At 44.0% G+C, this 11,507-nt stretch carries 10 protein-coding genes; 3 read left to right on the forward strand and 7 right to left on the reverse strand.

Going from position 1 to position 11,507, the window contains the following annotated elements; all coding sequences use genetic code 11:
* Positions 1 to 42: 42 nt before the first annotated feature.
* The 3 genes from FHS68_RS02225 to FHS68_RS02235 are packed head-to-tail and all read left to right on the forward strand — an operon-like array spanning position 43 to position 3,377.
* Positions 43 to 873, forward strand: coding sequence for an ROK family protein (locus tag FHS68_RS02225; RefSeq protein ID WP_167266853.1), 831 nt, complete (start codon positions 43 to 45; stop codon positions 871 to 873).
* Positions 874 to 924: 51 nt separating this feature from the next.
* On the forward strand, positions 925 to 2,172 hold the full coding sequence (locus tag FHS68_RS02230) for an MFS transporter (protein ID WP_167266855.1): 1,248 nt from the start codon (positions 925 to 927) through the stop codon (positions 2,170 to 2,172).
* Between the two features lie 44 nt (positions 2,173 to 2,216).
* Positions 2,217 to 3,377 carry an AraC family transcriptional regulator gene (locus FHS68_RS02235; RefSeq protein ID WP_167266856.1) on the forward strand — a complete coding sequence of 387 codons (1,161 nt, stop codon included), beginning with the start codon at positions 2,217 to 2,219 and terminating at the stop codon, positions 3,375 to 3,377.
* Here FHS68_RS02235 and FHS68_RS02240 read toward each other — a convergent pair whose 3' ends face one another.
* The 7 genes from FHS68_RS02240 to FHS68_RS02270 form a co-directional block, all read right to left on the reverse strand.
* A complete protein-coding gene (locus tag FHS68_RS02240; protein ID WP_167266858.1) occupies positions 3,378 to 5,420 on the reverse strand; it encodes a M13 family metallopeptidase in 2,043 nt (680 codons plus the stop codon).
* A 37-nt stretch (positions 5,421 to 5,457) separates the two neighbouring features.
* Positions 5,458 to 6,948, reverse strand: a complete 1,491-nt coding sequence (locus FHS68_RS02245; RefSeq protein WP_167266859.1) for a peptide MFS transporter — start codon at positions 6,946 to 6,948, stop codon at positions 5,458 to 5,460.
* A 152-nt stretch (positions 6,949 to 7,100) separates the two neighbouring features.
* The gene (locus FHS68_RS02250; RefSeq protein WP_167266861.1) at positions 7,101 to 8,009 is read right to left on the reverse strand and encodes a DUF8428 domain-containing protein; all 909 of its coding nucleotides are present in this window, start codon (positions 8,007 to 8,009) and stop codon (positions 7,101 to 7,103) included.
* 179 nt (positions 8,010 to 8,188) lie between these two features.
* On the reverse strand, positions 8,189 to 8,959 hold the full coding sequence (locus tag FHS68_RS02255; protein ID WP_167266862.1) for a TPM domain-containing protein: 771 nt from the start codon (positions 8,957 to 8,959) through the stop codon (positions 8,189 to 8,191).
* Between the two features lie 5 nt (positions 8,960 to 8,964).
* Positions 8,965 to 9,408, reverse strand: a complete 444-nt coding sequence (locus FHS68_RS02260) for a TPM domain-containing protein (protein WP_167266864.1) — start codon at positions 9,406 to 9,408, stop codon at positions 8,965 to 8,967.
* A gap of 83 nt (positions 9,409 to 9,491) precedes the next feature.
* A complete protein-coding gene (locus FHS68_RS02265) occupies positions 9,492 to 10,073 on the reverse strand; it encodes a LemA family protein (protein WP_167266865.1) in 582 nt (193 codons plus the stop codon).
* Between the two features lie 145 nt (positions 10,074 to 10,218).
* Positions 10,219 to 11,412, reverse strand: coding sequence for a deoxyribodipyrimidine photo-lyase (locus FHS68_RS02270; RefSeq protein ID WP_167266867.1), 1,194 nt, complete (start codon positions 11,410 to 11,412; stop codon positions 10,219 to 10,221).
* Positions 11,413 to 11,507 lie beyond the last annotated feature (95 nt).

Consider the following 11,507-nt stretch of genomic DNA (forward strand, 5'->3'; position numbering starts at 1 on the left):
ATTCGATATCAAATAATTAATACTCAACTTCCCCAAGGTTCGATGAATATAGGCGTAGATATCGGCGGCACCAACCTTCGTGCCGGGATAGAATCAGGTGGGTCTATAACCTGGCAAAACAAGACTTTGCTGGAAAATAAGCATTCTCTTCCTTCCACTTTGAACCAGTTGATGGAATTGATCAGACCCTTTACAAAGTATCCTGTGAAGGGGATTGGCATTGGTGTTCCTTCGGTAGTGGATGTCAGCAAGGGCATCGTGTATAATGTCATGAACATTCCGTCATGGGAGGAAGTGGCGCTGCGGGATATCGTGCAAAATGAGTTCAATCTGCCTGTTTCTATTAATAATGATGTGAATTGCTTCATTCTTGGAGAGCATCGTTTTGGTCTGGCGCGAAAGTACAGTTCGGTCGTCGGGATGGCGATTGGGACGGGACTGGGATCGGGAATTATCATTAATAACCAGCTATATACAGGCAGAAATTGCGGCGCGGGGGAAATAGGAATGTTGCCTTATAAAGATTCAATCCTGGAAAATTACGTATGCAACCGTTTTTTCGAAAGTTCGTTGGGTATGGGTGCATTCGATGCGCATGTGGCGGCAAGAAATGGAAATAAGAAGGCCATTAAAGTCTGGAAGGATTTTGGCGTTCACCTGGGCGCGGTGGTGAAAGCAATTATGTACACGTATGATCCCGAGGCAATTGTTTTGGGTGGCTCCATTGCCAAGGCTAACCGGTTTTTTCAGGAAAGCATGCTGCACAGCCTCAAAGATTTCGCATATCCCGAGTCACTCCGAAAATTGACTTTATTGCTCTCAGAAAACGAAAATATCGCTTTGCTTGGCGCTGCGGCATTGCTAGACGATTGAAGTTATGCCGAATAAAAGTTAAATTAGATTCCCAATTCAGGCACCTCCCTCATGCAAAGAAATATTTTTATCGTTATCCTGATCCTCCTTATTTTCTTTGTAATCTCCTTCCTTACCAACATTCTCGGACCTATTATTCCCGACATTGTCAAAAGTTTTAATCTCAGCATTGGTCTGGCCGGGTTCCTGCCTTTTGCTTTTTTTGTTGCTTACGGGGTGATGTCGATTCCCGCTGGCTTAATGGTTGAAAAGTATGGGGAAAAGAAGATCCTGATCCTCGCGTTTTTTCTGGCATTTATTGGCGCTCTTCTGTTTGCGCTCATCCCGGGATTTTCCATTGCGCTGTTTTCGCTTTTCATGATCGGCATTGGAATGGCGATGTTGCAGGTGGTGATTAATCCGCTGCTGCGGGTTGCGGGTGGTGAAGAGAAGTTTGCATTCTTTTCTGTTCTGGCGCAGCTATTTTTTGGTGCTGCTTCTTTCTTAAGTCCATTGCTTTACAGTTATCTGGTACTGAATGTGCATTCGGGCAAGTCCGGTTTTTTGATTGATATACTTAATAATCTCGTACCCGAAAATCTCAAATGGGTTTCATTATATTGGGTTTTTGCAGTGATTGCGCTAGCAATGGTAGCTGTGATTGCCGTGGTAAAGTTTCCCAAGGTAGAATTGCTTGAAGATGAGCGGATTGATGTTGGCAAATCATTCAAAGAACTGGCAGCCAACAGGTTTGTCTGGCTTTTCTTTCTGGGCATATTTGCCTACGTAGGAACTGAACAGGGTATCGCAAATTGGATCTCCCAATTCTTGCAAACGTATCACAATGTTGATCCGACCACAACCGGCGCTTCCGTGATCTCCTACTTTTGGGGTTTATTAACGGTAGGATGCTTTTTGGGATTGATACTTTTAAAACTGATAGACAGCCGGAAAGTGTTGATCTTCTTTACTTCGGGCGCGGTTATCTCATTACTTGCGGCATTGTTCGGCTCCAAAGACCTGGCTTTGCAGGCATTTCCAGTCACCGGCTTTTTCGCGTCGGTCATGTACTCGGTCATTTTCTCATTAGCATTAAATTCAGTCCCACGCCACCACGGCACATTTTCGGGAATTTTGTGCGCAGGAATAGCGGGTGGAGCAGTAGTACCATTAATTGTTGGCGGATTAGGAGAACTGGTAGGACTGCAATTAGCCATGCTATTCCTGCTAATCCCGCTCGGCTACATCCTGAGCATAGGAATCTGGGCAAAACCATTAATAAGCAACGAAAGGATCACAAACATCAAGGACATCTTCTAAAAAAGCTAACAGCTAAAAGCTAACAGCAAAAAAGCTCCTAACCCATGTACAAAATCATCCTGCTGCTCGACTTCGCGGAAGAATATAGCAAAAGCCTGATGAAAGGGATCAATGCTTATTCCAAAGAATATGGGCCGTGGATATTTTGCCGGATGCCGCTGTTCCACCGGGAAACGATTGGTATCGACGGAATTCTGCAATGGGCGCTGGAATGGGGTGCTGATGGCATAGTAGGCCAATTGTATAATAAGGAAGTTGAAAAAATCCTTAAAGCTGAGATACCGGTAATTGCACAGGATTTTAAAGAGCGCTTTACTGAAATTCCGAACATTACGGGCGCATATCGTGAGGCTGGTGAGCTAGGGGCCGATTATTTTCTCAAAAAAGGTTTTACCAATTTTGCGTTTTACGGATTCAATGACATTGTATGGTCGCGGGAAAGGGCGGAAGGATTTGAAGAAAGGCTGAAAACCCGGGGACATAAAGTGCATTACTTTGAACATAAAAAGGCCAGGTCCACGGAGTTATGGTACTATAAGCCGAGTTCCTTGAGTCGCTGGCTTAAATCTCTCCCTAAGCCCATTGGTCTGATGACCTGTGACGATAATCAGGGTCAGCACATTACTGAGGCTTGCAGGCATGTAGGAATCCGCATTCCTGAGGAAGTGGCGGTTTTGGGCGTGGATAATGATGAAATGATCTGTGATTTATCCGATCCTCCTCTTTCCAGCATTGCTTTGGACGTTGAAAAAGGAGGATATGATGCGGCGAAATTGCTGGACTATATGATCAGAAATGGCACTGATGATTATTACGACATTATCGTGAAACCCATGCAGGTGATCACACGGCACTCAACGGATATTTATGCCACCAATGATGATCACATTGCTTCATCCTTAAAATACATTCACCAGAATATTGAGAAAAACCTGCATGTGGACGAGGTGGTGAAGCAGGTTCCTTTATCACGCAGGGCACTGGAAAAGCGTTTTCTGGAAATTACGGGTTACCCGGTTTACAAATACATATTCAACCTGCGCATCGAAAAATTTACCCAGAAACTGCTGGATACGGATATGTCAGTTTTTGAAATCGCATTAGATATGGGTTTGAATGACAGCAAAAATATAGCCCGCCAATTCAGGCAGGCTAAGGGTTGTAGTCCAAGTGTTTACAGAAATAAGTATCTCGCTGGCAAGTAATTACCAGATCACGATCCTGGCAGAATCAGGCAGTGCCATTTTATTTCCCGACGCACAGTTCCATGCCGACTGAAATTCTTTCAAATGAGGTAATGGCCCATTAATGCGTTGTTTGGCCGGAGAATGCGGATCTGTCTGTACCTGATTGCGCAATGCCTCATTGGTCGTGTTCATATGCCAAACCTGCGCCCAGCCGAGGAAAAACCGTTGTTTCCAGTTGAACCCGTCAATAGCGGCTGGCTCAGTTTTGCCTTTCAGCGACTTTTCCAATGCATAATAGGCTAATGTTAAACCGCCCAGGTCAGCGACATTCTCGCCAATCGTAAGCGCACCATTGATCTTGAAACCTACCAAAGCCTCAATTCCACTAAAATAGTCAATATATTTTTTGGTCAGTTTGTCAAAATTCGCGCGATCCGAGACAGTCCACCAATTTTTTAGATTTCCTTCATCATCAAACTGCGAACCCTGGTCGTCAAAACCGTGCGTGAACTCATGGCCTATCACCGCGATAATCCCGCCGTAGTTAATGGCATCATCGGCATCACGATTGTAGAATGGCGGTTGAAGGATACCAGCGGGAAACACGACCTCATTATTCAAGGGATTGTAGTAGGCATTGACAGTCTGTGGTGTCATAAGCCAGTCTTTCTTATCCACTTCTTTTCCGATCTTGTCCACTTGCTCCTTATGTTTGAAAAGTGATGCAGCCACCACATTTTCGATGAGCTTGTCCGGGGCAATTTTAATCGATGAATAGTCCTTCCACTTATCGGGATACCCGATTTTATAGGTAAATGCTTTCAATTTTTTGTGAGCCTTTGCTTTGGTAGAATCACTCATCCAGGTGAGCTTATCAATCCTTTCCCCATAAACCGAGCGCACATTCTCAATCATTTCAGACACCTTTTTCTTATCATCCTCAGGGAAATACTTTTTCGAAAATAGTTTGCCTAAGGGCATCCCAAGAAGATTATCCGTCGATCGGATGGCTTTTTCCGATCGGCTTCTCTGCTGTTTTGTACCCCTCATTACCGTTGCGAAAAAGCGGAAATCTTCCAGCTCAAAACGTTTTGGCAAATAGCCCGCAAAACGAAGAAGAAGTTGCAACTTGGTGTACTGCTGTAATGTTGCCAGAGGAGTTGTTTTGAGCAAACTGTTCAGGTTTTGCAGGTAAGGCTTGTTCTGGACAATCAATGTGTCGGTTTTGATATCCTGCTTGTCTGCATAGGTTTTCAGGTCGAAATCAGGTACAAGCTTTTCAAAATCCTTGAAAGCCATTTTGTTATACGTCTTCACAGGATCCCGCAACTCTACATTGGTAAGCTGCAATTTAGCGAGCTTTGTTTCAAAATCGAGGATCGTTTGTCCGGGTTTAGCATCTGTGAAGCCTGAAAGCTCAAACATTTTGTCGACAAACTTTACGAATTCCTTCCGCACATTTAATGTGCTCGAATCCATGCGTTCATAATAACTTTTTTCTCCCAAGCTCAAACCTTGCTGTATCTGATACAATGCATTGATCTTGCTGTTTTTCAAATCACCTTCCACACCAAAACCAATGACACTTTCTACGCCAAGCTTCTGCAATTCTGCGGATACAGGGGATAGGTCTTTCAATGACTTCACACCATTAATTTTATCAAGGTATGGCTTCATTGGTTCCAGGGCCCGCTTTTCGATGGTTGCGGTATCGAGGAATGATTGGTAGTAATCGGCAATTTGCTGCTCTTCACTGCCGTTTTTGCGATCTTCCAGTTTGGTAATTTCGCCGATAATCCCTTTCAGCCTTACTTCTTTATTTTCTTTATCCAGAATACCAAAAGCACCCCAGCGACTTTCGGTACCTGGTATCGGATTTTTCTTTTTCCAGCCTCCATTGGCATAATTATCAAAATCATCACAGGCCTTTGCGGTGGAATCAAGCGAACTAATGTCGAACCCAGCTACTTTTTCGGTCGCGGACTCTTCTTTTTCTTTTTTACATCCGGACAGGAGCAAGGTTACTGCCAGAGTTGAATAACAGATTGCGGCTAATTTCATCTCAGTAATTTGTTTATGACGAAGTTATATTAAATGCTTATTGGACTCCACCCATCCAGCTTTTCACCTTTTTCCAGAAAATAAGCAGCAACAGACCGAAGCCGGTACTTATGATGGCTACCTGGTTGAACAATGCAGGCATTTGCATAATGTTCTCTTCATCAAACCCGCCAGCAAAAAGTCCTGCAATGAGGTTTCCCAGTGAAGTAGCCACAAACCAGATACCCATCAATTGGCTGACGTAGCGTTTTGGTGCAAGCTTGGTATAGGAGCTTAATCCTACCGGACTGAGGCAAAGTTCTCCGATGGTCTGGAGAAAATAAGTGAATGTGAGGAAAAGGGGAGAAACCAAATCACCCTTAACGGCAATGCCGGACGCAGCTACCATGACAAAAAAGCTAAGTCCGGTCAGGATTAACCCGGCGGCAAATTTTACCGGGATAGATGGATTACGTCCTTTTGCAGCAAGTGATATCCAGAGACTGGCCAATACGGGGGCAAAAATGAGCACAAATGCAGGTTGGAAATTCTGGAACCAACTGGATGGAACTTCCCATCCACCCAGCATGCGCTGGGTGTGACGATCCGCAAAAATCTGCAATGATGTACCAGCCTGCTCATAACCGGCCCAAAACAATGCCGCTGCCAGATACAGGATGATCAGAACCAAAACGCGTCGTTGTTCTACCTTGGTAAGCCCTCCGGCTACCAGGATATATAAAAAATAAGATGCGGAAACGACTACAATGATGACACCTGCGCCCTTTGCAAGTCCTTGTGCAGTAGTCATATCAATCGTGCCGGTAATTTGGAGAATAACCAGAAAGGCTATAATCAGTGCAATTAGTCCATAACCAAGTTTACTATTGGTTTTCGACTGGGCCACGGTTTCAGGTGTTGAGATTTTCGCAGGCGGAACATCGCCTAAGCCTTTCAAATAACGCGCACTACCAAAATGGAAAACGATAAGTCCGAGGAACATTCCGACAGCTGCTGCGCCAAAGCCCATATGCCAGCTAACCCTTTGGCCTAAGTAACCTACGATCGCAATTCCCAAAAAGGAGCCAAGATTGATCCCCATGTAAAATATGGAAAAGGCCGCATCGCGACGAGCGCCACCTTCGGGATAAAGCTCGCCCACAATAGAGCTAATGTTTGGTTTAAGCAAACCTGTACCTATTGCAACAGTTGTAAGTCCAATAAAAAATAAGGCGGAGCCTCCTGGAACCGCCAAAATGATATGACCTAGCATAATTACAATCCCGCCATACCATATCGCTTTTTTCTGACCTAAGATATTGTCGGCCAGCCAACCGCCTGGCAACGACAAAAGATATACCGAGGCGGTGTAAATACCGTAGATCGCAGCGCCTTCGGCAGCACTCATACCCATTCCTCCGGTCACATTATCTATTAAAAAGAGCAGAAGGATTGCACGCATCCCGTAGTAGCTGAAGCGTTCCCACATTTCAGCGAAAAACAAGATATACAATCCTTTGGGATGTTTTTGAGATATCGGTAAAGGCATAGAAGAGAGGTGTTTTATTTGGTTTTTTGGGTTTTTGATAAATGATCTTATTGTGCAAGATAGGAATTATAGATAAATATCGAAATCCTAAAAAAAAGCGGCAGCCGGATTGGATGTCCGGCTGCCGCTATTAAAACTGCTTTCTATTAAGGTTATTTCACGGAGAATGTTCCTTCACCCACTGAAAAACCTTCCGAATAAAGTTCGATCGTGTAAGTGCCTTTCGTGAAAGCCGCATCACGATCATACATAATGCTCACATCCTGATTATTGTTGGCATACATCACCTCTTTGCTGGTAGTATAGCCTTGCTCTTGACCGTTGAGTTCGAATGTACCTGATCCGGTTTTGGTGTCCGATATGGTTGCACCAGTTGGATCGATGATCCGCAAATAAATGGTTTTATTATCAGACATGGTCAGCGGGTTTTTCTCTAACATAAAGTCTACCCGCACTTTGTCCACTCTTTTAGATTTGACATTTTCGCCCTCGCGAATTTTACCTTTTGACGAAACCGCGTATACTTTTACATTCCTGGCACGGAGTGCCGCAGCCATAGTTACTTTCGATTCCAGTTCAGTATTTTTTGCAACAACACCACTCAACGAATCTGTTATAGCTTGTTTTGTGGTTTGTAACTCAGTTTTTTCTTGTACCAATGTTTCGTTTTGACTGATCAGTTGCTGGTTTTCTTCTCTTAACTGAGCGATTTCAACATCTTTCTTGGTGAGGAACTCTTCATATTCCTTCACCTTCTTACCCATATTGGCATTGCCTTTGCGAAGCGAAATACGATCTTGTTCTAATGAGGCTTTCGCTTTTTCCAGTTCTTCAATGTTGCCACCCAGGTTTTGTACCTCAGTGATCCTTGCATCCAGCTGTTTTCCGATAGAGTCCAGTTTTATTTCAGCACTGGCCAATTCATTTACACGTGCCTGAATGTCGGTTGTCTGCTTATTTGTAATCGCATGCTCATTATAATAAAGGTATCCGAAAACGGCGGCAAGGATTGTCATCAGGATCAAGCCGACCAGAAGCCCGGTGTTATTTTTACGTTCCATAATAGAATGTTTAGGTTAAATGATAGTATTTATTATGAGGAATATTCAAAAAACTATGCCATTACTATACGCAACTGTTACGCTTACCTCTAAAAACAACAGCCACTTGTAAGACTGATCTTACAAGCGGCTTGTTGTCTTTATTTAACTTATTTTAAATCAGTTGATTAAATATACATTTAATAATCGCCTCCGGCTCCTCCTCCTCCGAAGCTTCCTCCACCGAACCCACCGAATCCCCCGCCACCGCCTCCGCCACCTCCCCAGTTGCCAGAGAAGCTACCACTCCCGGAATGGGTAGTATACGGCCAAAAGATAGGCCCGCCGAAGTTTCCTAAGCCCCCTCCACCCCTTCCACCTCTCCTGCGATTTCTGAAAATGATAATTAGGATGATGACAAAGACGATAATGAATGTTACCAATGGTGATGAACCGTCGCCTGTATCCTCTTTGGCATCGGCTTTATATTCTCCAGTCGCATACTTAAAAATCATATCCACACCCTGGTCTAACCCCTGGTAAAACTGGCCGTTTTTAAATTGAGGCGTAATTACCTGGGAGATAATGCGTTTTGCGATGGCATCCGGTATAGCACCCTCCAAGCCGTAGCCGGTACTAATGAACACTTTTCTATCCGTTGGCGCCCAAAGCAACACGATGCCATTATCCTTGTCTTTTTGTCCTACGCCCCACTCGCGACCGATTTTTAAAGCATAGTCGGCCATTGGATAATCACCCGTCGTTGGAACGATGACAATAACGATTTGTGAAGAAGTGGAATCATTGTAGGAAACCAGCTTTTGTTCCAAACTCGCCTTTTCACCTTCACTCAATTGATTTGCAAAATCGTTGACCAGGCGGGGTGGATTCGGTTTTGCAGGAATATCCTGAGCCCGAACGCCGAACAGCACAAGGGAAAGCAAAAAGGAAAAAATCAGGGATTTATTCATAGCATTTATTGCCCGAAAGAGATATCATCCGGAAGTTCGTTGACGTCATCGGACTTGTAGGGAAAGTGTGTTTTTAACTGTATACCTGCTTCACCAATGGCCTTCGAAAGCCCTTCGGAAAACTGACCTTTCAAGAAATATTCGCGTAGAAGGTCTTTCGTGCTGTTCCAAAAGTCCACAGGTACTTTTTCATCTATGCCTTTATCACCCAAAACAGCAAATTTGCGGTCTTCATAGGCCAGATAAAATAATACGCCATTACGTTCAGAAGTCTCATGCAAATTGAGCAGCAGAAAAACTTCTTTGGCTCTTTCCATCACATCCGTGTTTGCACATTTCTTTTCGATATGCACTTTTACTTCTCCGGAAGTCTGTTTCTCAGCTTCCTGTATTGCTTCAATAATGCGCTGTTGCTGTTCATCTGAGAAGAATAGTGCTTCGCTTGACATATACCTGGAATATTTTGACAGGAAGAAAAATGAAAACCCTGTTGATTCCCAATCAAATTGTTTGGGAATCGACAGGGTTTATCTTAGAACTTTACAGTAGGAGCGTTTTCTGAACCAGCTGACGCCGTGAAATAGCCTTTTTGAGCAAAACCAAAGATTCCAGCAAATAGGTTGGTCGGAAATGTCCGGACCTCCTGGTTGTAATCCTTCACTACGGTATTGAAGTCATTTCTCGCAACACCAATGCGGTTTTCCGTTCCTTCCAGCTGAGCTTGAAGTTCCAGGAAGTTTTGGTTTGCCTTGAGTTGAGGGTATGCCTCAACAGATACCAAAAGCCTTGAAAGTGAGCTGCTTAGTTGATCCTGAGCGCCTTGGAATTTCGCGATATTCTCGGGGGTAAGCTGATCTGGATTGATAGTAGTCTGAGTTGCTTTGCTACGCGCTTCGATCACAGCTGTTAATGTACTTTTTTCAAAATCCGCAGCTCCTTTAACCGTACTTACCAGGTTAGGGATCAGGTCGGCCCGGCGCTGGTACTGGCTTTCTACTTTCGCCCACGATTCTTTGACGACTTCGTCCTTACTTACCAGGCCGTTATATTTACCGCAGCCTACGAATCCCAGAATCAGAACTACGACGATCACTGCAATGAGTCCTTTTGACATTTTAATATTCAGTTTAGAATTAATGAATGTGTTTCAAAGTTGACCAAAGCTAGCAAAAACCAGAAGAATATTTACACAATCGGCTTTTCTCAGGCATAGGGGCGGGGCGTAGCCTGATAGCGGGTTGAGTGAAATTGTTTGGTACTTAATATTCGCCAACGCCCGCAATATTATTCCATTTGCCCCAATTCACGGATACTTCATAGTCCAGAAGACAACTTTCAAAATACATCGCGCCCAATGTCCAGTTGACACCCAGGCTGTTAACCAGGTAATCAGCCGAGATCCGACGCTCCTCCGAGGTCAGAAATCCATCTGTCCTTAGTTTTAGCATGATCGCATTGATTTCCTCATGCGTCGTTTCCCCATTAATCCATGAATTTAATATTGCGATATCACTGGTCCATTGCGTTGAGAAATCATGTTTAATACCACTTGGCTTAAAGATGCGGGGACCGTAGCGCAGCAGTATCCAATGGAAATAATCCCTTTTGAGTAGATCTTGTATCAATATATCTGTCCTTGCAGTTCCACTTTGTGCTTGGATGTGATTATAGATGCTCCGGGCAGACAAGCAGCCGAGTGACAGCCATTCGGATAACCGCGAGTCAGTCAGCGCATCAGCTATCTTTTCATCCTTACCCGTTGTGTTATTGGTTTCGAGAAAATTGTCAAAAGCAGAGATGGCCTGCGTTTCGCCGGAGAAATAAGGGATACGTTTCAGTCGGAAGGCAAGAATTTCCTTTGGATCAATTCCCAGGATGGGCAGTGTGGGCAGGGTGCCTGCTTCCAATTCCTGTGGCAAAGTGAATGACTCCGGCTCGGAAAGAGCATTTTTTATAATCAGGTTGTTTTTGATGCTTTTGTAAAAGTCGGGGAAATTGGAAGGTAGCTTAGCTATCGCAAACGGTAAATCAACTGCGTGAACTAATGTATCCATCCAAAAAAGTTTAATGTCCACATTGCCGGTTTTCAGATTTTTGCTAAGCGACGACTCGATTATGGTTTCTTCGGGACCGATCTCCTTGCTGGTGTAAACATATTCCGCGCCGTAATCCTCTGCCATCTTAGGCACAATCCTTTCAGGTTCGCCTATTCTAATCAGTAAATCACCCCCTCTTTCTCTAAGACGATTTCTGAGATCGGAAACGCAATCAATGATGAACTGAGCCCGTAATGCACTTGTCCTTCGAAATCCTAATCTTGTTTTTTCAAACTGTCTGGGATCAAAAACGTAAACGGGTATGATTTCCGGAGCGGCCTGGACAGCTTTGAATAACGCCTCATTGTCATTCAGTCGCAAGTCGTTTCTAAACCAATAAATGATGCGTTGAGTCATTATAAAAACTTTAGTATTTGGTAAACAAATTTTAACATCTACAATGATACGAAAATTGGCCAGGGCAAAAGAAAGATCCCGTTCCGGATCTTTTA

Origin of the sequence: Dyadobacter arcticus, from assembly GCF_011762185.1 — a bacterium.
In the GTDB taxonomy this organism is placed as follows: domain Bacteria; phylum Bacteroidota; class Bacteroidia; order Cytophagales; family Spirosomataceae; genus Dyadobacter; species Dyadobacter arcticus.

What these genes read in the sequence shown, in the direction of transcription:
- FHS68_RS02225 (WP_167266853.1), top strand. Translation starts at nt 43, where the DNA reads ATGAATATAGGCGTAGATATCGGCGGCACCAACCTTCGTGCCGGGATA.
- FHS68_RS02230 (WP_167266855.1), top strand. Translation starts at nt 925, where the DNA reads ATGCAAAGAAATATTTTTATCGTTATCCTGATCCTCCTTATTTTCTTT.
- FHS68_RS02235 (WP_167266856.1), top strand. Translation starts at nt 2,217, where the DNA reads ATGTACAAAATCATCCTGCTGCTCGACTTCGCGGAAGAATATAGCAAA.
- FHS68_RS02240 (WP_167266858.1), bottom strand. Translation starts at nt 5,420, where the DNA reads ATGAAATTAGCCGCAATCTGTTATTCAACTCTGGCAGTAACCTTGCTC.
- FHS68_RS02245 (WP_167266859.1), bottom strand. Translation starts at nt 6,948, where the DNA reads ATGCCTTTACCGATATCTCAAAAACATCCCAAAGGATTGTATATCTTG.
- FHS68_RS02250 (WP_167266861.1), bottom strand. Translation starts at nt 8,009, where the DNA reads ATGGAACGTAAAAATAACACCGGGCTTCTGGTCGGCTTGATCCTGATG.
- FHS68_RS02255 (WP_167266862.1), bottom strand. Translation starts at nt 8,959, where the DNA reads ATGAATAAATCCCTGATTTTTTCCTTTTTGCTTTCCCTTGTGCTGTTC.
- FHS68_RS02260 (WP_167266864.1), bottom strand. Translation starts at nt 9,408, where the DNA reads ATGTCAAGCGAAGCACTATTCTTCTCAGATGAACAGCAACAGCGCATT.
- FHS68_RS02265 (WP_167266865.1), bottom strand. Translation starts at nt 10,073, where the DNA reads ATGTCAAAAGGACTCATTGCAGTGATCGTCGTAGTTCTGATTCTGGGA.
- FHS68_RS02270 (WP_167266867.1), bottom strand. Translation starts at nt 11,412, where the DNA reads ATGACTCAACGCATCATTTATTGGTTTAGAAACGACTTGCGACTGAAT.